Annotated in this window: 20 protein-coding genes; 2 read left to right on the top strand and 18 right to left on the bottom strand. The window is 35.9% G+C overall.

Annotated features, from left to right (window positions below; genetic code table 11):
* Window positions 1-464 precede the first annotated feature (464 nt).
* The 4 genes from dnaB to ACTWP4_RS03640 all read right to left on the bottom strand — a co-directional run bounded on the left by dnaB (window position 465) and on the right by ACTWP4_RS03640 (window position 5527).
* Complete coding sequence (gene dnaB / locus ACTWP4_RS03655; protein ID WP_443127414.1) at window positions 465-1826, bottom strand: replicative DNA helicase; 1362 nt, start codon at window positions 1824-1826, stop codon at window positions 465-467.
* Window positions 1827-2144: 318 nt separating this feature from the next.
* Window positions 2145-2591 carry a 50S ribosomal protein L9 gene (gene rplI, locus ACTWP4_RS03650; RefSeq protein WP_443127413.1) on the bottom strand — a complete coding sequence of 149 codons (447 nt, stop codon included), beginning with the start codon at window positions 2589-2591 and terminating at the stop codon, window positions 2145-2147.
* Window positions 2588-4567 (bottom strand): DHH family phosphoesterase, encoded by a 1980-nt coding sequence (locus ACTWP4_RS03645; RefSeq protein WP_443127412.1) that lies wholly within the window; start codon window positions 4565-4567, stop codon window positions 2588-2590. Before ACTWP4_RS03645 ends, rplI begins: the two co-directional genes overlap by 4 nt.
* 27 nt (window positions 4568-4594) lie before the next feature.
* Entirely contained in the window at window positions 4595-5527 is a 933-nt protein-coding gene (locus tag ACTWP4_RS03640) for a YybS family protein (RefSeq protein ID WP_443127411.1), read from the bottom strand.
* Between the two features lie 347 nt (window positions 5528-5874).
* Here ACTWP4_RS03640 and ACTWP4_RS03635 point away from each other — a divergent pair, with 347 nt between their 5' ends.
* Window positions 5875-6654 (top strand): HAD family hydrolase, encoded by a 780-nt coding sequence (locus ACTWP4_RS03635; protein ID WP_443127410.1) that lies wholly within the window; start codon window positions 5875-5877, stop codon window positions 6652-6654.
* A gap of 85 nt (window positions 6655-6739) precedes the next feature.
* Here ACTWP4_RS03635 and serA read toward each other — a convergent pair whose 3' ends face one another.
* Window positions 6740-8326 carry a phosphoglycerate dehydrogenase gene (gene serA, locus ACTWP4_RS03630; protein ID WP_443127409.1) on the bottom strand — a complete coding sequence of 529 codons (1587 nt, stop codon included), beginning with the start codon at window positions 8324-8326 and terminating at the stop codon, window positions 6740-6742.
* A gap of 448 nt (window positions 8327-8774) precedes the next feature.
* Here serA and ACTWP4_RS03625 point away from each other — a divergent pair, with 448 nt between their 5' ends.
* Window positions 8775-9185 (top strand): hypothetical protein, encoded by a 411-nt coding sequence (locus tag ACTWP4_RS03625; protein WP_443127408.1) that lies wholly within the window; start codon window positions 8775-8777, stop codon window positions 9183-9185.
* A gap of 125 nt (window positions 9186-9310) precedes the next feature.
* On the opposite strand, the gene rpsR is transcribed toward ACTWP4_RS03625, so the two are convergent.
* The 13 genes from rpsR to mnmE all read right to left on the bottom strand — a co-directional run bounded on the left by rpsR (window position 9311) and on the right by mnmE (window position 20859).
* Entirely contained in the window at window positions 9311-9541 is a 231-nt protein-coding gene (gene rpsR, locus ACTWP4_RS03620; protein ID WP_018934413.1) for a 30S ribosomal protein S18, read from the bottom strand.
* 20 nt (window positions 9542-9561) lie between these two features.
* Window positions 9562-10080: a single-stranded DNA-binding protein gene (gene ssb, locus ACTWP4_RS03615; protein ID WP_443127407.1), complete on the bottom strand. Its 519-nt coding sequence runs from the start codon at window positions 10078-10080 to the stop codon at window positions 9562-9564.
* A 15-nt stretch (window positions 10081-10095) separates the two neighbouring features.
* Window positions 10096-10386, bottom strand: a complete 291-nt coding sequence (gene rpsF, locus ACTWP4_RS03610; protein ID WP_443127406.1) for a 30S ribosomal protein S6 — start codon at window positions 10384-10386, stop codon at window positions 10096-10098.
* Window positions 10387-10529: 143 nt separating this feature from the next.
* The gene (ychF, locus tag ACTWP4_RS03605) at window positions 10530-11630 is read right to left on the bottom strand and encodes a redox-regulated ATPase YchF (RefSeq protein WP_443127405.1); all 1101 of its coding nucleotides are present in this window, start codon (window positions 11628-11630) and stop codon (window positions 10530-10532) included.
* 219 nt (window positions 11631-11849) lie between these two features.
* Complete coding sequence (locus ACTWP4_RS03600) at window positions 11850-12044, bottom strand: DUF951 domain-containing protein (protein WP_443127404.1); 195 nt, start codon at window positions 12042-12044, stop codon at window positions 11850-11852.
* A 41-nt stretch (window positions 12045-12085) separates the two neighbouring features.
* On the bottom strand, window positions 12086-13096 hold the full coding sequence (locus ACTWP4_RS03595) for a YkvI family membrane protein (RefSeq protein WP_443127403.1): 1011 nt from the start codon (window positions 13094-13096) through the stop codon (window positions 12086-12088).
* 79 nt (window positions 13097-13175) lie between these two features.
* The gene (locus ACTWP4_RS03590) at window positions 13176-13880 is read right to left on the bottom strand and encodes a DUF554 domain-containing protein (protein ID WP_443127402.1); all 705 of its coding nucleotides are present in this window, start codon (window positions 13878-13880) and stop codon (window positions 13176-13178) included.
* A 75-nt stretch (window positions 13881-13955) separates the two neighbouring features.
* Window positions 13956-14789, bottom strand: a complete 834-nt coding sequence (locus ACTWP4_RS03585) for a ParB/RepB/Spo0J family partition protein (RefSeq protein WP_443127401.1) — start codon at window positions 14787-14789, stop codon at window positions 13956-13958.
* On the bottom strand, window positions 14782-15543 hold the full coding sequence (locus tag ACTWP4_RS03580) for a ParA family protein (RefSeq protein ID WP_443127400.1): 762 nt from the start codon (window positions 15541-15543) through the stop codon (window positions 14782-14784). The genes ACTWP4_RS03585 and ACTWP4_RS03580 overlap by 8 nt, the downstream gene beginning before the upstream one ends.
* Before the next feature lie 180 nt (window positions 15544-15723).
* The gene (gene noc / locus ACTWP4_RS03575; protein ID WP_443127399.1) at window positions 15724-16587 is read right to left on the bottom strand and encodes a nucleoid occlusion protein; all 864 of its coding nucleotides are present in this window, start codon (window positions 16585-16587) and stop codon (window positions 15724-15726) included.
* Window positions 16588-16837: 250 nt separating this feature from the next.
* A complete protein-coding gene (rsmG, locus tag ACTWP4_RS03570; RefSeq protein ID WP_443127918.1) occupies window positions 16838-17551 on the bottom strand; it encodes a 16S rRNA (guanine(527)-N(7))-methyltransferase RsmG in 714 nt (237 codons plus the stop codon).
* 12 nt (window positions 17552-17563) lie between these two features.
* A complete protein-coding gene (gene mnmG / locus ACTWP4_RS03565; protein WP_443127398.1) occupies window positions 17564-19456 on the bottom strand; it encodes a tRNA uridine-5-carboxymethylaminomethyl(34) synthesis enzyme MnmG in 1893 nt (630 codons plus the stop codon).
* Window positions 19457-19482: 26 nt separating this feature from the next.
* Window positions 19483-20859 (bottom strand): tRNA uridine-5-carboxymethylaminomethyl(34) synthesis GTPase MnmE, encoded by a 1377-nt coding sequence (gene mnmE, locus ACTWP4_RS03560; RefSeq protein WP_443127397.1) that lies wholly within the window; start codon window positions 20857-20859, stop codon window positions 19483-19485.
* Window positions 20860-21741 lie beyond the last annotated feature (882 nt).

Here is a 21741-nt window from a genome sequence, read left to right as displayed (position 1 = left end):
CTGTAATATACTTTTTCATTAGGTGTGACAGTATAAAAAGGAAATGAATAATCAGGATTCACGCTCTCCAACTTAACACGAATCCCTTTTATATACGGATAATCGGGATTCACGCTCTTTAACTTAACGCGAATCCCTTTTATATACAGATAATCGGGATTCGCCGCTCTTAACTTAACGCGAATCCCTTTTATATACAGATAATCGGGATTCACGCTCTTTAACTTAATGCGAATCCTCTTTATATACAGATAATCGGGATTCGCCGCTCTTAACTTAACGCGAATCCCTTTTAAATGCGGATAATCGGGATTCACGCTCTCTAACTTAACGCGAATCCCTTTTATATACGGATAATCGGGACTCGCCGCTCTTAACTTAACGCGAATCCCTTTTAAAAGCGGATAATCGAGACTTTAATAGAATGCAAATAATTTATAAAAAAAGATAAGGATGCAATATCCTTATCCTGGTGGTATATCACTTGACTGGTAACGGTGATCTAAATCTACGAATTTATTATATTCTTTTACAAAGGCTAATTCTACGTTTCCAACCGGACCGTTACGTTGTTTAGCGATAATGATTTCAATAATATTTTGTTTTTCAGACTCCTTGTCATAGTAGTCATCACGATATAGGAATCCAACAATATCGGCATCCTGCTCAATACTTCCTGATTCACGCAAGTCGGACATCATCGGTCGTTTATCCTGACGGGATTCTACACCACGAGATAATTGTGATAATGCGATTAAAGGTACATTTAATTCCCTTGCTAATCCTTTTAATGATCTAGAGATTTCTGATACCTCTTGTTGTCTGTTTTCTTGTGAACCGGCACTACCTTGAATTAATTGCAAATAATCTATCAAAATCATACCAAGACCGTGTTCCTGTTTTAAACGACGGCATTTGGAACGAATTTCACTTACTCTAATACCAGGTGTATCATCGATAAAAATACCGGCATTGGATAAGCTCCCCATTGCCATCGATAATCTTCCCCAGTCCTCTTCTTCTAGAGAACCCGTTCTTAATCGTTGGGCATCAATATTTCCTTCTGCACAGATCATACGTGATACAAGCTGATCTGCCCCCATCTCGAGACTAAAAATGGCGACATTTTCATCTGTTTTTATCGCTACATTTTGTGCAATATTTAAGGCGAAAGCTGTTTTCCCGACAGAAGGTCTTGCTGCAACAATGATTAAATCATTACGCTGAAAACCTGAAGTAATATGATCTAAGTCACGGAACCCGGTGGCAATTCCGGTAACTTCACCGTTATTTTTATGCAATAAATCGATATTATCATAGACTTCCATTAAAACATCTTTGATATTTTTAAATGCAGAAGAGTTCTTTCGATTCGATACTTCTAATATTCGTTTTTCAGACTCGTTAAGCACTTCTTCAACTTCATCTTCTTTGGAATAACTATCCGTTACAATATCCGTTGCTGTACGAATAAGTCTTCTGAGGATCGATTTCTCTTCTACAATCTTGCAATAATAAACAATATTTGCAGCAGTAGGTACTGCATTAGCTAAATCACTTAAATAAGAAACACCACCAGCATCATCTAACTGTTGATTATTTGCCAAAACAGTTGTAGCAGTGACAATATCGATAGGCTCCCCTTTATCAGACAGCTCTAACATCACTCGATAAATCAGCTGATGACTTGCTCGATAAAAATCTTCCGGGATCAATAATTCTGAAGCGCTGGAGATAGCATCCGGCTCTAGAAAAATGGCTCCAAGTACCGCTTGTTCTGCTTCTATATTATGAGGTGGTGTTCTCCCTTGTATCATTTCAGCCATCTAAATTCCCCCTTTCTCACCATACGTACAAAACCAGGCATTATCCGCCCGGTTCCTAAGATAGATTATCTTATTTTTATATTGGAAACGGACATTCGTTCCGCTATTTGTGACAAAATGAATGATTTTAGGAGGCATGAGGACATTTATTCCGTTATTCATTCAAAATAAAGCTAATTTCTAGCTATTTTCGTTTAATAAGGGATTATATGTCCGCAAACACCTAAAAAGGAGCATTATTCTTAGAAATAACGTACTAAATGTCCGCCACAACTCCTTTACTTTAAAAAAGGGAAGCATTGTAAACTTCCCGTTGTTTTAGGCTTCCACAACATGAACTCTTATTGTACCTGTTACTTCTGGGTGAATTTTAACCGGTACGTTTGTATAACCTAATGAACGAATTGGTTGATCTAATTCAATTTTACGCTTGTCCATTTTAATCTGATGGTCTTTCTTTAATGTTTCTGCAATTTGTTTACTTGTAATGGAACCGAATAAACGGCCACCTTCACCAGATTTTGCAGTTACTTTTACTTCTAAATTTGCTAACTTTTCTTTTAATTGCTCTGCTTCTTCTACTTCTTGCTGTTCCAATTTCTTTTCTTTATTTTTCTGTGCATTTAGTGCTTTCATGTTTGCCTGGTTTGCTTCGATAGCAAAGTTATTTTTCAACAAGTAATTACGTGCATATCCATCAGACACGTTTTTTACTTCTCCTTTTTTTCCTTTACCTTTTACATCTTGGGTAAAAATGACTTTCATTCTGTTTCTCCTCCTTCATAATACTCATCTATAATTTCTTTCAACCATTCATAAGCATCGATTACAGCCATATCATCTAATTGCGTAGCAGCATTCGTTAAATGACCGCCACCATTCATTTTTTCCATAATTACTTGGACATTTATTTCACCAAGTGACCTTGCACTTATACCAATACGCCCATCTTCTCGCACTGAAATCACAAAAGATGCTTCGACTCCGGTCATCATTAGCAAAGTATCTGCTGCTTGAGCAATAACGACAGGACCATATTTTTCCCTTGAGTTCCCAACAGATATTGCAATATTACCACGATAAATGTTTGTGTTTTCAATTAATCTGCTTCGTTTTACGTAAATATCTAAATCTTCTTTTAAAAACTTCTGTACTAAAACGGTATCCGCACCTTTAGATCGTAAATAGGAAGCAGCATCAAAGGTTCTTGAACCTGTTCTTAACGTAAAACTATTGGTGTCTACAATAATACCTGCTAATAATGCAGTTGATTCTAACATATTTAAAGAAAGCTTACTAGGCTGATATTCCAGCAGTTCTGTTACTAACTCCGATGTCGATGATGCATAGGGCTCCATGTAAACAAGTGTCGGATGATCGACAAACTCTTCGCCTCGACGATGGTGGTCAATCACTACCACATGCTCTGTCTTATGGATTAATTTTTCTTCTTGTACCAAGGATGGTTTATGTGTATCTACAACAACTAAAAGGGTATCTTTTGTCACAATATCTAGTGCTGAATCTGGATCGATAAAATTTGACCATAATTTCTCACTTTCTTTCATTTCATCCACTAAACGTTGTACCCCTGTATTGATATCATCCTCATCTAATACAATAAAACCTTCTACATCATTCGCTTCTGCTATTTTTAACACACCGATGGAAGCACCAATTGAATCCATGTCCGGAGCTTTATGACCCATCACTAAAATTTGGTCACTTTCTTTAACTAATTCTTTCAAGGCGTGAGAAATAACCCTTGCTCTCACTCTGGTCCGCTTTTCCATTGGGTTTGTTTTACCACCATAGAAACGGACTTTTCCAGTGTCATCATCTTTAATAACAACTTGATCTCCACCTCGACCTAATGCTAAGTCAAGACTCGATTGTGTCAATTCACCTAACGCTGGTAATCCTTCATTTCCTAACCCTATACCAATACTTAAGGTTAATGGAACATTCTTATCAGTAATTAATTCACGAACTTCATCTAAAATCTCAAATTTCGATTTCTCTAAATCAGACAGGATTTTCTGGTTCATCACTGCCATAAACCGTTCTTGAGAGGTTCGTTTTAAATAGATACCGTGCTCATTCGACCAATTGTTTAATATAGACGTAACCTGTGAATTAATTTGACTTTTGGCTGTATCATCCATGTTTTGCGTGATTTCCTCGTAGTTGTCTAAAAAGATGATACCAAGCACCGTTTTTTCATTCTGATAAAGCATATGAAGTTCGGTTTGTTTCGTTCGATCAAATAAATATAATAATCTTTCTTCTTTTTTGTTATATACTTGAAAATCATGTTGGCCAATTGTAATCCAAAAAGTGTCCTTATCATCCTTCAAATAAGAAGGGATATCGTCTGATAGGACATCCATCTTTTCTCCTAGTAATGAATCTGCTTCGGTAAACTGGCTCATATACGGATTCGCCCACTCTATCTGATCATCATCCCCGTATAATATTATTCCGATCGGCATCTCTAATAGGGCTTCTTCGCCGACTTTTTTGACACGATACGAGAGTGTTGAAATATATGCCTCAGTCTGGTTCACCAGTTGTCTTTCTCGTACTAAACTGTAATACAATGATACAGAAAACAGGACGGTCATCACGATACCAATAATCCAATGGAAATAAAATAGAAATACTAATAGTATAAAGGATATAACATATATTCCTATTATGTGCCCTCCCATTGCAACTGGTTTATCTTTAAATCTTGGCATGTTGTCAGCTCCTATCTTAAGTACCCTTTACTTTGCCATTCTTTTTCTCATCTCAAACCCTAAATCAATTATACCTAAGATTCTTATCAAATAAAGACCTAGAAACGGAAAAAATATAACGAAAAGGATACTAATAACTGGTAATGCAAGTGATTGCTTCTTTACATGTGTATAAAAGAAAACGAATGCCAATCCTTGTAAAGCCATCAATATTCCTGCTAAATGATACACATTCCATATTATAACAGAAGATAGTGTCGAAAAGTCTTCTTCAACAAAAAAGGAAACAAGTAACATAAGGAAATAAATCCACAAAATTATTTTAGGTAGGTTGAAACTGTGAAATGGTGGAAAATAATAACTTCCTTGTTCTACTTTATTCATTACTTTATAGCATATCCACTGCGTTAAAATCGCAAAAGCCATAGAGGCAACTACCAATATTACTGGCATCAACTGTAACATATTCATCATTTGTTCTCGTATCAGATCGAAATCCTGTTGCCCCATGCCTACTGCCTGGAATAAATCCTCTGTCATTTGCAGGGATTCATCCATAGTATTTTCGAGGGAATTCATAATTGAAAACTGGAGTACCACTTCTATGTAAGCGTAGATAAGAACCAGTCCTAAAACAAAACCAGCCGTACCTTTCGACCAGGTTTCATAAGGATGTTGATCCTCCTTAATAGACCATCCCATCATAGCTCCACTTATCAAAGCTAACATTGTTATTGGAAATGAAAAGACAGGTACTACAAATAAAGAAAAAGTTAACAAAAGAAGCAAGCCTAATATGGTCCACTTTATTGCATAATTTTTCATTAACAATATAACTGGAATGGGCAGCAAAAATATGGTAACTATTTGTAAAACCGGGATAAGTATCGTTACTAATAAAAGAAGTAAAAAAACACCTATATATATAAAGAAATCCTTCCTTACAGGTTGCTGATTCATGAAAAACCACCTTTACTCACTCTATTTGATTGAAAAAGCACAGCAAGAAAGCGCTGTGCTTTTTCATCGTACACTTTTTTCTATTCTAATTATATACGAACAGCATACCCGCGACAAATTAAAGAACTTTAAAAACAAGGCAACCCTCGCTCTGTCCTGCTCTGATGACAGATTTAAAAAAATATAAAGTGAGAGTCTTACAGACGGTTAGCATTGTGATAAAAAACGCGACACAGTGAAACATTCCCATCGATGACGCTTGATCACTCGTTCGTTTTAAAAAAGCAATGCGGGAACTTCTATAATCCAGTATAATGTAAGGAGAATTATTAGAGGAGGAGCATCAGATGATTAATACGATTATTTTTGACCTTGACGATACCCTTTTGTGGGATAAAAAAAGTGTCAAAACTGCTTTTGAAGAAACTTGCCAATTAGCAAACGAAAAATATGGAGTGGATCCTGAACAATTAGAAGAAGCTGTTCGTGAGGAAGCTCGTAAGCTATACCAAGGATACGAAACGTATGAGTTCACACAAATGATCGGGATTAATCCTTTTGAAGGACTTTGGGGGAACTTCTTAGATGATCATACATACTTTAAAAAAATGGCAGAGATTGTGCCAGATTACCGCAAGGATGCTTGGACAAATGGCTTAAAAAAAATGGGGATTGATGATGAGGGATTTGGCGAATATTTAGCCGAACAATTCCCTATTAATCGCAAAAAGAATCCTTTTGTCTATGAAGAAACTTTCTCTGTTTTGAAAAAACTCAAAAACGATTACCAACTGGTGATGCTAACGAACGGTTCTCCAGATTTACAAAATACAAAATTAACGATTACACCAGAACTAAAAGACTATTTTGATCATATTATAATTTCCGGTGGATTCGGCAAAGGAAAACCTGATCCAAGCATATTTGAACATGCCTTAGAAACTGCTGGTGTCACCAAAGATGAAGCGCTCATGGTCGGTGATAACTTAATGACAGACATCCTCGGTGCAAATCGTACAGGCATTCAAAGCGTCTGGATCAATCGGGAAAACAAACAACCAACTGACGTACAACCCACTCATCAAATCAAACACCTAGAAGACTTGTACACTATTTTAAACAACTAATTTATCGCTTTTTATACAAAACAAGAGCTCTTCTTAAGTGGCTAATATGTTGCCACTAAAAAGAGCTCTTTTTTATCGTGCTATATTATAATTCCATAGCAGTTAGTTTTTCAATTTCTTCAAATTCTTTTAATGCTTCAATATCTTCATCTTCTAAATACTTATCAATCGTTAAGATCATGATTGCTTCGCCACCAACATCAGAACGGCCTACTTGCATTGCCGCAATATTGATATTTTTCTCTGCAAACATACTACCAACTTTACCAATAACACCAGGACGGTCATTGTGCTTGATCACAACTAAGTTACCATCAGGTACTACATCAACACTGTAAGCATCTACTTGTACAATGCGAGGTCCTAAACCGTTTAGCAATGTACCAGAAATGGAACGTGTCACATCTTTCGTCTTCACTTCTACTTTTAGTAGGTTGGTAAACCCTTTTGGAGTTGAAGATTTATTTTCATTTACTTGAATGCCTCGTTTTTCAGCTAAGTAAGAAGCATTAACATCATTAATGTGATCACCTAGGTGACGTTTTAATAAACCTTTAATAGTATTACGCGTTAAAGGTGCAACTTCTAATTCGGTTAATTCACCAGAATAAGAAATGTTGATCTCTTCGATAACACCGCTCGTTAAATATGTTAAGAACGTACCTAATTTTTCAGATAAGTAGAAGTATGGTTCGATTTTATTCATAATTTCTTTCGGTACAGATGGTAGGTTAACCGGGTTTTTCGCTACACCTTCTGTTAAGTAACGAACAACATCATGGCTGACATCAATTGCTACATTTTCTTGTGCTTCTACGGTACTTGCACCCAAGTGTGGTGTTGCAATCACTTCCTGAAGCTCTAATAAACGATGATCTGTTGCCGGTTCCTCCTCAAATACGTCTAATGCAGCACCTGCCACTTTACCGGATTTAATGGCATCGTACAGTGCATCTTCATCAATAATACCACCACGAGCACAGTTAATGATGCGTACACCGTCTTTCATTTTGGCGAATGCCTCTTTATTAATCAAATGCTTAGTCTCTTTAATCAATGGTGTATGAACAGTAATGAAGTCAGCTGCCACAATGACATCTTCAACAGATCCAAAATCCACACCAAGCTTATCTGCTCTTTCCTTTGTTAAAAATGGATCATAGGCAATAACATTCATTCGTTGGCCTTTCGCACGTGTTGCCACTTCTACACCAATACGTCCCATACCAATTACACCAAGTGTCTTGCCTTTTAACTCTACGCCGACATGTGTTTTACGATCCCATTTTCCATTCTTTAAGGCAGCATACGCTTGTGGGATTTTACGTGCTAGCGACATTAGCATTGCTACGGTATGTTCAGCTGCAGAATTCGTATTGCCATCTGGTGCATTGACAACAATAATTCCATACTCTGTCGCTGCACTCAAGTCAATGTTGTCAACTCCGACACCTGCACGACCAATGATCTTTAAATTCGATGCTTGGCTGATGATATCTCGTGTTACTTTTGTTTGGCTTCTTACTAGTAATGCATCATATTCGCCAATTTTTTCAGCAAGTACATCAGGTGATAGACCAGTCTCTATGTCTACTTGAATATTATCTGCTTCACGTAACGGTTGAATTCCATCTTCACTTAACGGATCACTAATTAATACTTTAAATGTCACAGTTGTCCCCTCCAAGAAATTATATTTATTTAAAAATAGCAAACTCACAGATTGAGTGAAATCCTTCACTTATATACACTTTCTATTATTAATCATTACTATTATAGCACTTTTGAACTTTAATAAATAGAATTGAATTGAGAAAATTTTGACACTTTAGCTTTTTGAAGTGTTTCTATTTACAAAGTTTTCTCTATCATAGCAAATCAATAGAGATTGTCAATACAAAACAACAATATTATTCGTTAATGTTCGCTTTTTATTGATTTAATTTTGTTATTTTAATTTATCGTATATTATTAATCGTCAAAACACGAACAATAATACAAAAACATTGATGTTGTCTATTACAACAAAAGGCAAATGGAGTTCTCGTAAAAGTCCGGCATAAATCCGCCTCTTTTTCATATAAATGAACTAATCACAATAGACTAAGGAGGGGATCATGATGACAAATGCTGTAGGGACTGAAGCATCCTTTGAACTATCAGAGGAATTATTAAAAAAATACTATGATTTAAACAATCAGAAAAAAATATTAGAAAAGGAAATGAATCAGGTCAAAAAACAAATTCACAACTACTTAGATGAAACTTTTGGGAAAGAACAAAAAGGTGAGGTGAAACGAGGCAAATATAAAGCACAACGTATTATTCGCTCTTCTGTTAAATATGACGAACAAAAAACGGTTAAGAAATTGGAAGCATTAAATTTAGAAGACTTTATCTTACAAGTAAAACGACCAGACACCGAAAAACTAGAAGCTGCCATGAAGATTGATTTAGTTCAAGAAAAGGATTTCGTAGATTGTAAAACAGATAAGCTGTCTCAAGCCATCTCAGTGAAGGAATTAAGCTGATAGATACTTTTAAAAGTTTGGATAAGGACCATCCAAACTTTTTTAATTGGTCTATCTACATCTTGATTAAAAGCCATATAAAAAAGCTTGAACACTAAATAGTGGTCCAAGCTTCTGATTATTTATTAATCATTTACGTAAGGTAAAAGCGCCATTTGACGAGCGCGTTTAATTGCCTTAGTCAATTTACGTTGATATTTTGCAGAAGTTCCCGTTACACGACGAGGAAGAATTTTTCCACGCTCAGAAACGAAACGACTTAATAAACCAACATCTTTATAGTCGATGTGTGTAATACCATTCGCTGTGAAATAACACACCTTACGACGTTTTGCGCGACCACGACGAGCTGCCATAATCAAAAACCTCCTTTAATTTAAAATGGTAAATCATCATCCGAAATATCGATAGGCTCTCCACTATCCTGGAATGGATTACCACCATCGTTATTTCCTTGATTATTTTGATTATTATTGTTTTGGTTAAATTGATTTTGATTTGCTTGACTCGGTTGGTTCTGATTTTGATTATATCCTTGAGATCCTTGTGCGTTAGGTTGTCCACCAGTTGCTCCACCCTTAGATTCCAAGAATTGAATCGATTCTGCCATTACTTCTGTCATGAAGACTCGCTGTCCTTCCTGATTATCAAAACTACGAGTTTGAATACGACCATCTACACCGATTAGACTTCCTTTTCCCATGTAGTTCGCAAGGTTTTCCGCTTGCCTTCTCCATGTGACACAATTAATGAAGTCTGCTTCTCGTTGCCCTTGCTGATTCGTAAAGGGTCTATTACAAGCTATGGTAAAATTAGCAACGGCTACGCCATTTGGTGTATAACGTAAGTCAGGATCTCTCGTTAACCTGCCGACAAGCACGACACGATTTAACATCAGAACCACTCCTTATTATTGATCGTCTTCACGAATTGCCATGTGACGTAAAATGTCATCTGAGAATTTCGCTTGACGACTGAATTCGTTAATAGCTGTTTCATCACCTGTAAAGTTAATGATTACATAATATCCATCACGGTGATCGTTGATTTCATAAGCAAGACGTTTCTTACCTACTTCTTCAACTTTCTCAATTTCCGCTCCATTATTCGTAAGGTAACCGTTAAAACGCTCGATTAGAGCAGTTTGCGCATCCTCTTCGATATTTGGGCGGATGATGTACATAATTTCATATTTATTCATCCGTTTACACCTCCTTTTGGTCTTGGCGGCTCTATTTCTTAGAATAGAGCAAGGAGTAATAGTCTCATTACTCACAATATGATATTATATCAATTTTCTTCCACTAATGCAAACAATATTTTTGCAAGTTACAAGTGATCCTGCTATACGTTAAAACGGAAATGCATAACATCTCCATCTTTCACCAAATAATCTTTACCTTCTAATCTCACTTTTCCTTTTTCTTTCGCAGCTTGTTCAGAACCTGCCTCAACTAGATCATCATAAGAGACCGTCTCAGCACGAATAAACCCTTTTTCAAAGTCACTATGAATGATACCTGCTGCTTGTGGTGCTTTGATACCTTCTTTAAATGTCCATGCTCGTACTTCTTGCTCTCCTGCCGTAAAGTATGTTGCTAAACCAAGCAGGTTATAGGTTGCCTTGATCAGTTGATCTAAGCCAGATTCTGCTATTCCTAACTCCTCTAGGAACATGTCTTTTTCCTCTCCATCTAACTCAGCAATCTCAGACTCAACCTTGGCACTCACGACAATTACTTCAGCCTCATCTTTCGCAGCAAAATCTTTCACAAGCTGTACATATTCATTATTATCAGCTTCCAGTAATTCATCTTCCCCTACATTGGCAACATAGAGTACTGATTTACTTGTTAATAAATGTAAACCTTTAACAAGCTTTTGTTGCTCTTCTGTAAAAGATACCGCACGTGCTGGCGTTTCCTCTTCAAATGCATCCTTTAACTTGGAAAGCACTTCTAATTCAGCCATTGCTTCTTTATCCTTCTGTCTTGCCATTTTTTCCACACGTTGTATCCGTTTTGAAACAGTTTCTAGATCTGCTAAAATAAGCTCTAAATTAATTGTTTCAATATCGGAAATAGGATCTACTTTTCCTGATACGTGTGTAATATTTTCATCTTGAAAACAACGAACAACGTGACAGATTGCATCTACTTGGCGAATATGAGAAAGAAACTGATTTCCTAATCCTTCCCCTTTACTCGCACCTTTTACAATCCCTGCTATATCGGTAAACTCAAAAGCTGTTGGAATTGTCTTTTTCGGTTTGACTAATTCTGTTAATTTTTGCAGTCTTGCGTCTGGTACTTCTACAATTCCTACATTTGGATCAATTGTACAGAATGGATAGTTCGCAGACTCTGCACCAGCCTGTGTTATTGCGTTAAATAATGTAGACTTACCCACGTTAGGTAAACCAACAATTCCTGCTGTTAATGCCATGTTAACTTTCACTCCTTAAGGATTCCGTCCATATGAACGTATCGGTCATACCAATTATAGTGATACTTTGACAAATTGACAAGTTATTAAAAAGCGAAAATCAAGGGATTTAACCCCTTGATTTTCCTATTTTCTCATATAGAAAAGATGATTTTCTACCTTTCAGCATATTAGAAAAAATGATTTTGTTTCACGTGAAACAATTTAATGAAAGTTTTTTCATTCTTGATGTTCGAGTACTTTTTTCATTTTTTGCCCGAATTTTTTACGTGGTAACATAACACTATGCCCACACCCTTCACACTTAATACGAATATCCATGCCCATGCGAATTATTTTCCAACGATTCTCTCCACATGGATGGGGCTTTTTCATTTCGACTATATCATATAACTGAAATTCCTTATTCTCCATGTTATCACCTCTATCTGACACGATACTCTGATACTATTATATTAGATTCTCTTATAAAAAGGAAATAGTAAGATAGCACAAAGTAAATATAAATTCACAATGCCATAAATCGGATATAAAAATGATACTAGTGTAGCAAAGCCAATGTTCGTTAAAGGCGTCAGTATTATTAATAAAAGAAGAGCAATTTGCCACATATGGTACTTTAGAAAACGAGCAATTCTCGAAACAAGCCCCAACACACTGGAGATAGCAGTGGTAAATATCGCACACCATAATAAAATTGTCATTATAATGTACGTATAGCTAGGATAATTTTTCAAAATGGCGAATAATGGGATCTCATATAAAATGATAACCTCTGATATTTGTATTAACGAATTATTATATAAGAAAGATGTGATTCCTAAAATCAAGCCACTTCCAATACTTGCAATTACAATTTCACCATTTGATTGTATTTTTTCCCCTACTGCTCCTATTACTGCAAGAATAGCTAAAATATTTAAAGCTGTAAATGTGAAAGCAGCTGTCCAATTAGACTGATGATCCAAAGATATTATAAATGTTAGTTGTTCATCCATTGTATAAATTAATAATATCGATAATAAACCAACGATTAATAACGGTAATATAATAACGTTAAATGTGACAACGCCTTTGACGCCCTTAATAAAAATAATGATAATAAAGGCAACAATAAATAGAATACCAATCCATTTGGACAGTTGAAAAGCTTCAAAAGTTGCTCCACTTCCAGCAATCATAATAACAGTTGTGGACATAAGATAGAAAAAAATTAAGATATCATAAAAACGCGCAATACGTTTACCAAGAATGATTTCCAGTAATGCATAATAATTGGACGTTTGATTTTGATAGCTTACCTTCATTGTAATTGCAACAGAACAAATGAATAGTAAGGTAAATAAAATGATTGCTAGTCCACTTTCGTGACCGAAAAATTGCCATAATTCCCTACCTGAGGCATACCCTGCCCCAACCATTGTTCCAATAATTAAGAACATCCACTTCATACCCGATTTCCACATATCTTTGCCTCCAAAAAGCTTTAGATATATTAAAAATATGCGACTTGGGACAAAGGTATGAAAGAAAACTTTCTACACTTTATACTATTAAACCATAGCTAAAATAAAATATAATGAACACAATAATTGCCGGCAAAAAATCACCAATTTTTATTTTAGTGATATTTAATATGTTTAAACCAATGGCTAGAATTAATAATCCCCCTATTGCTGTCATTTCACTTATAAAACCATCTAAGACCTGTTGTGGGAGCCACTTATTAATCTGTACCGCTAGTAATGCAATAGAACCTTGATAAACAACTACCGGTATGACCGAGAAAATAACACCATAACCTAACGTTGATGTTAATACCATTGCCATAAAACCGTCTAGAAACGCCTTCGTGTATAAGACTTCATGATCTCCTCTTAAACCACCATCCAATGCACCTACAATAGACATCGCACCAATAACGAAAATTAAAGTGGCTGTAATAAATCCTTCTGTCAGATGGCCATTTTCCTTTTTACTTACTTTCTTTTCTAACTTTTCACCGATAACATTTAATTTATCTTCTAAATGCACACCAGCACCAATAATTGATCCAAGTAACAGACTTAGCAAAATTAATATTACATTATCTGCTTGAATCGCCATTTGAATACCGATAAGAGCTACCACAAGCCCAATTCCTTGAAGAGCTGTCTTTTTGATTCTTTCCGGTATATTGGAAAATACAAGCCCAATAATTGTCCCGATAATAATACATAAACCATTTACTAATGTTCCTAATAAAGCCATTATGCGACCACCTTTATCTATCTTTTCACATGAAAAAGCCTGATCATTTGTACCCACAAACAATCAGACCAAGTATTATTCCATCTTATCTAAAATACGATTTAAGTCATCCTCTGAAAAGAACTCTATTTCAATTTTGCCTTTTCTTTTACCTTTGTTAATCTTTACATTCGTTCCAAAATACTCTTTCAAGTGATTTTCTTTTTCTGTGATAAAAATATCCTTCTTTTGCTTTTTCTTTTGCTTTGGTTGCTGATAATTTAGTTCGTTTATTAATGCTTCCACTTGACGGACATTCAATTTCTCTGTTGTAATCCGTTTCACTACTGGTTTAATTTTTGTTTTATCCTTTAAACCTAACAACGCTCTTCCATGTCCCATGGAGAGTGCTCCGTGATTAATCTGGGCCATAACATCTTCTGGCAAGCTGAGAAGCCTTACAAGGTTCGCAATATGGGATCTACTCTTCCCTAATCGCTTAGCAAGTTGATCTTGCGTTGTACCTAATTCATTAATTAAGCGATCATAAGCTGTTGCTTCTTCTATAGGAGTTAAATCCTCACGCTGAATGTTTTCTAATAAAGCTAACTCCATCATTTGTTCGTCCGTTAAATCTTTAATAATAACAGGGATGGTTTCTAGGTTTGCTTCTTTTGCCGCCCTAAATCTTCTCTCCCCTACTACTATTTCAAACCCTCTAATACTTTTTCTTACTATTAAGGGTTGTAAAATACCATGTTGTTCAATTGACTCTTTTAACTCTTCGATCGCATCTGCTTCAAATACTTTTCGTGGTTGATACGGGTTTGGACGGCATTTTTGCAACTCTACTTCTTCAATTTTGTCAGAATCTGTTTCTTCAATTTCCGGAAAGAATGCATCTAATCCCTTACCTAATCCTCTAGCCACCTGCAATCACTTCCTTTGCTAAATCAAGGTAAACCTCTGCCCCTCTTGATTTAGAGTCGTATGATATGATTGGTTGTCCATGACTTGGTGCTTCACCCAAACGAACATTACGTGGTACCACCGTATTATAGACTTTATCTTGAAAATATTTTTTCACTTCTTCTATCACTTGTAAGCCAAGATTTGTTCTAGCATCTAACATCGTTAATAGTACGCCTTCAATCATTAACTCTTTATTCAGATGTTTTTGTACTAATCGTATTGTATTTAATAACTGACTTAATCCTTCTAAAGCATAATACTCACATTGAACAGGAATTAATACAGTATCTGAAGCTGTTAATGCATTTATAGTTAATAAACCTAATGAAGGAGGGCAATCTATAATAATATAATCATATTGATCTTTAACGCTATCAATGGCTTTCTTTAAGCGAACTTCACGTGAAATAGTAGAAACTAATTCTATCTCAGCACCAGCTAGCTGAATCGTTGCTGGTATTATTTCTAAGTTCTCAATATCTGTTTGAATGCATACTTGACTCGGTTCAACGTCTTCTACTAATACGTTATATATACAATGACTTACATCTGCTTTGTTGATCCCTACTCCACTAGTTGAATTTCCCTGTGGATCTATGTCAACAATTAATATTTTTTTATTAAGATGTGCTAAACATGCACTTAAATTAACAGAAGAAGTCGTTTTGCCGACGCCACCTTTTTGGTTTGCAACGGCTATTACTTTACCCATGGTGTCACCTACCTCTTGCATCTTTTCTCTTATTCTATCACTAAAACACTATTTTAAATAAGTTTTTTTACATTATTATCATAATTAGTTAAAATGGTTCAATATTTTCACGACAGATATATACTATCTTGCCAAAAAACAACCCATCTTCCTAACTTATAAAGATGGGTCATTAAGTAATCATTTTTTCTTAGGAATTTTGATCGTAATCTGATAATAGTCATCATGATCCTGTTCATCTGTCTCTAAATCAATGCCAGTATCTGATACCATATCTAATGATTGCCTTATTGTATTCATGGCAATTCTCATATCTTTGTTAACACCTTTTAATCGAGGCTTTTTGGCTGGTTTTTTCTTATCAGATAGCAATCGCTCTATTTGTGCCTCTGTTTGTTTTACATTTAAATCGCGATCAATAATTTGTTGTAAAATTTTCAGTTGAAGTTCTTCACTCTTCAAAGCGATCAGCGCACGAGCATGTCTTTCCGTAATCGTCTTCTGCATAATAGCTTGTTGCACTTGTTCTGGCAATTTCAATAAGCGCATTTTGTTCGCTATTGTTGATTGACTTTTACCTAATCGCTGTGCCAATGCTTCCTGTGTTAATTCATGCATTTCAATTAACTTCTCATATGCGAACGCTTCTTCGATTACTGTAAGTTCTTCACGTTGTAAGTTTTCTATTAATGCTACCGACGCAGTCTCTTTATCTGTCATCTCGCGAATGATTGCGGGTATCTTTTCCCAATTTAAGCTTTTAGCTGCTCGCCAACGTCTTTCCCCTGCAATAATTTCATACTTTTCTTCTGCTTCATCGATAGATCGGACTACAATCGGCTGAATCAAACCATGTGTATGTAGAGTTTGTGCCAACTCTTTAATTTTCTCTTCATCAAATATGGATCTAGGCTGGTATCGATTTGCTTCTATAGCATCAACATGTATAAAAACCACTTCATCTTGATAGCTTTCTGTGTCTTCTATTAGTTCATCCTCCACCTTATCGCCTAATCCAAAAATACGACCAAATGGGTGTAACATAATAAACACCACCTTTTTTCTGCTTAACAAAAATTCTAATGATATTGTATGAGAGCGAATACTTTTCCCTATTTATAGATAAAATAAAAGGGAAAACTTGCTTAAAACTAGAATTTAAGCAAGTCAAAGAAGCCGTTTTATATCCCGAATGTTTCACGTGGAACATAACTAGTAATCTGTTACTCTTATTTTATCACAAAAATGCTAGTAAGGTATAAAAAATATGACTAATTTTTGATAAAAATATCTTTTATAATGGATTTTTGTTTGGAACACCTGGTTTTCTCGGGAATTTTTTAGGTGTTTTACGTTTTTTATCAATTATTACGATGTTTCTGTCACCATTATTTTCTGGTAATGAGAAATGTTCCACATGCTGTATTCTTCCACCAAGTAGTTCAATCGCATCCTCAGCATCAGTAAGTTCTTCCTCTACATTGGATCCTTTCATAGCAATGAATGTACCATTCGTTCGTAAAAGTGGCAGACAAAGCTCAGATAACACAGAGGTTCTGGCAACAGCACGTGCCATTACTACATCAAATTTGTGTCTAAATTTATCATTTCTACCAAATAATTCGGCGCGATCATGATAAAAACTAACACCTTCTAGTCCAAGTTCTGTAGCTAAATGATTCAAAAAGGTAATCCGCTTCTTTAATGAATCTACAATTGTTACCTGTATTTGCGGAAAAAGTATTTTGAGTGGAATACTAGGAAATCCAGCACCCGCACCCACATCACATAAATGAAATTCATTTGTAAAATCGAAATAGAATGCAGCAGTGATCGAATCATAAAAATGTTTTGCATAAACCTCTTCTTTAGCTGTGATCGCTGTTAAATTCATTTTTTCGTTCCACTCCACTAGTATGTGGAAGTATGTTTCAAATTGTTGTAATTGCTTTTCTGTGATCTCAATGCCTTGTTTATTTAGATGTTCTTGAAAGGACTGAAGATTCATCATGCCACTCCTCTATTCGTTCGATACTTTTGCTACATTCCCTTGTTCAATATACACTAAAAGAATGGAAACATCAGCCGGGTTAACACCTGATATCCGTGATGCTTGAGCTACTGATAACGGACGTACTTGTTTAAGCTTCTCTCTAGCTTCTGTAGCAATACCACTGATCTCATCATAATCAATATTATCTGGTATTACTTTATTTTCCATTTTTTTCATTCGCTCTACTTGTTGGTTAGATTTGGCGATATAGCCTTGATATTTGATTTGTATTTCGACTTGCTCTTTTACATCAGCCGCTAATTCTTTATCAGCTGGTGCTACTTGTTCAATTACATCATAAGTTACTTCTGGTCGTTTCATTAAATCATAAGCAAGAATCCCGTCTTTTAACTTAGTACCTCCGATAGATTCCATAAGCTGTTGTAATTCTTCAGTTGGTTTCAATCGAATATTGCTTAATCGTTCTTTTTCTTCCTCAATTAAACGTTTCTTTTCTTCAAAACATGCAAATCGCTCATCCGAAATCAAGCCGATTTTATGACCAATTTCCGTTAAACGTAAGTCAGCATTATCGTGACGTAATAATAAACGGTATTCTGCACGTGAAGTTAGCAATCGATAAGGTTCATTGGTACCTTTCGTTACAAGATCATCAATTAATACACCGATATACGCTTGAGATCGATCTAATATTAAGGTATCTCTATCCAATGCCTTAGCTGCTGCATTAATTCCAGCCATTAAACCTTGACCAGCTGCTTCTTCATATCCGGATGTTCCATTAATTTGTCCTGCAGTGAACAATCCTTCGACATCTTTTACTTCGAGTGTTGGCCATAATTGCGTCGGTACAACAGAATCATATTCAATCGCATAGCCAGCACGCATAATATCCGCTTCTTCCAATCCTGGGATACTGCGTAAAATATCACGTTGTACATATTCAGGTAATGAAGTCGATAAACCTTGTACATATACCTCATCGGTGTTACGTCCTTCTGGCTCTAAGAAAATTTGATGACGTGGTTTATCATGGAATCGGACTATTTTATCCTCAATAGAAGGACAATAACGTGGGCCAGTTCCTTTAATCATGCCTGAATACATTGCGGAAAGTCCCAGATTTTCATTAATAATTTCGTGCGTTTTTTCATTCGTATACGTTAACCAGCACGGTATTTGATCAACAATTTCTTCCGTTGTTTCATAAGAAAAATGTTGTGGATTTTCATCACCTGGTTGAATTTCCGTTTTATCATAATCAATCGAAAGATTATTGACTCTTGGTGGTGTTCCTGTTTTAAAACGAACAAGATCAAAACCTAGCTCTTCCAGGTTTTCAGCTAATTTAACACTTGCCCGTTGGTTATTTGGTCCACTTTCATAGGAAATATCACCTATAATGACACGTCCACGCATAAACGTTCCAGTTGTAATAATAACAGATTCAGTACGGTATAATGCTTTCGTCTCCGTGATTACCCCTTTTACTTTTCCATCTTCAACAAGTAATTTCTCTACCATTCCTTGTCTTAATGTTAAATTCGGCTCTTGTTCTAATGTTTTCTTCATTTCTTGAATATATAACGGTTTATCTGCCTGAGCACGTAACGCACGAACAGCAGGTCCTTTACCTGTATTAAGCATTCTCATTTGAATGTAAGTTTTATCGATCACTTTTCCCATCAATCCGCCTAATGCATCAATTTCACGAACAACAATACCTTTGGCTGGACCGCCAATTGACGGATTACAAGGCATAAAAGCAATCATATCTAAGTTCAATGTTAATATTAATGTTTTCGCCCCACGTTTAGCAGCAGCATAAGCAGCCTCTACCCCTGCATGGCCTGCCCCGATTACGATCACATCATATTGACCAGCTTCATAAGTTGACATCGCTGATCCTCCTTTATTGTTATAATTTATTTCCCTAAACAGAACTGTGAAAACAGTTGATCAATCAAACTGTCTTGCAGCGTATCTCCTACAATCTCACCTAATAACTCCCATGCTCTTGTAACATCAATTTGTACTAAGTCAATCGGCATATCCGCATCCATTGCATCTATTGCATCATCTAAAGCCTTCAATGTTTGTTGCAATAATTGAATATGGCGTACATTTGAAACATACGTTAAGTCGTCACTTTCCAAATTTCCAGCGAAGAAGGTTTCCGCAATTGCCTCTTCTAAAGCATCCATTCCTTTATCTTCAATTAATGCAGTCGTTATTACTTTTTGATCACCGGCTAATTGTTTTACTTTTTCCACATCTAATTTTTGATCTAGGTCTGTCTTATTAACGATCACTATATATTCTAAGCCTTCTACTGCTTTAAAAAGGTTATGATCTTCTTCTGTTAATTCCTCACCATAGTTCAGTACGAGTAAAATTAAGTCTGACTCTTTTAATGCTTGACGCGAACGTTCTACACCGATCCGCTCCACAATGTCCTCTGTTTCTCGAATACCTGCTGTATCAACTAAACGTAACGGAATCCCACGGACGTTTACATATTCCTCAATCACATCTCTAGTTGTCCCCGGTATATCTGTAACAATTGCCTTCGTTTCTTGTACAAATGCGTTAAGCAAAGAAGATTTCCCTACGTTTGGGCGACCTATGATTGCTGTTGCAATACCTTCACGTAATATTTTCCCCTGTTTCGCCATGCTTAATAACCGTTCTACTTCGCGGTATACTTCTTCTGTTCGCTCTTTTAACATGTGATGAGACATTTCCTCTACATCATCATACTCTGGGTAATCAATATTTACTTCAACATGTGCTACAGTTTCAATTAACTTTTGTCTTAATTGATGAACTAATTTCGATAGTTTACCATCTAATTGCTTTAGTGCTATATTCATTGCCTTATCCGTTTTTGCTCGGATCAAATCCATAACAGCTTCAGCTTGTGATAAATCAATACGGCCATTAAGAAAGGCTCGTTTGGTAAACTCACCTGGTTCAGCTAAACGTGCACCATGAAATAAAACATGTTCTAACAATCGGTTAACAGAAGCCAGTCCACCATGGCAATTAATTTCTACCACATCTTCTTTCGTAAACGTTTTTGGTGCACGCATCACCGTAACCATTACTTCTTCCATCATTTCATTTGTTTGTGTATCGATCATTTTTCCATAATGAATCGTATGGGATTCCACTTTTTCAAGATCTTTTCCTTCAAACAGTTTATTACTTATGGAAATTGCGTTTTCTCCGCTCAACCTGACGATCGCAATTGCTCCTTCACCTATCGGCGTCGAAATCGCTGCTATTGTATCTTTTTCCACTCTTTCACCCCCATTATTCCAATTTTTCTATATTCATTAACGATATTTTTCATTTAGTGTCACTAACTTATTAGAATATCATAAAACTATATCAATTGAAAAGATATCCACACTTAGTTTTCCCTTTTATCTATAACATATATTATCCACATGTGAATAACTTTTATGAAATTAGTTATGCACAAACATCCCAACGCAAATTTTTAAATGAACTCTTTGTCGATATTTCACTAATACTATAAGCCCTATTTACCTATTTGTATTAAATAGCAAAAATACGACCATGACCTTACTACTTGTTTACTTCAACATTTCTAATTTAACCCGATAAAAGTCTCGCAAACCCATTCTAGGATTTTTTAACTGATTCGGTTTGAGGGAGAACTGCATAATGAGATTTCCCTCCATTCTTTCCATAGAGTGTACTGGAATACCGCTGCGGCTGCCCGCTTCCCATTCCGTGGGGGATTATCTTCAGCTAACTTTTTCCAAACAAAGACCGCTCGTAAAAGTGGATCATCAGAGAAAACATTCTCACATGAGTGAAAGCGTGTGCCTCCGTAAAAGAGTTCTATAACGGTTATGACAGTTAGCTTTTTGAACTCTCGAAAAGATAATATATTTAGTGGGACTATAATCAGTGGGGCATCTACAGACGGATAGCACCGTGATAAATCAAGAAATAAGAATTGCAATTCTACCACTTACATCCATTGCAGAACTTAATTAGCGCAGGCGCCCACTTCGACTCCTGAGGGATCAGCGTGACCTGAAGATCCACTTTTGTAAAGTGAATTTCTTTTCAAAAGTTAGCTGAAGACACGCCCCTAGGAAAGCGAAGAGGGCAAGCCGTAGCGGTTTTTAAGCATTTTATACATGTCA

The organism is Gracilibacillus sp. D59 (assembly GCF_052246695.1).
GTDB lineage: Bacteria > Bacillota > Bacilli > Bacillales > Amphibacillaceae > Gracilibacillus.
This window is presented reverse-complemented; position numbering and strand designations above follow the sequence as displayed.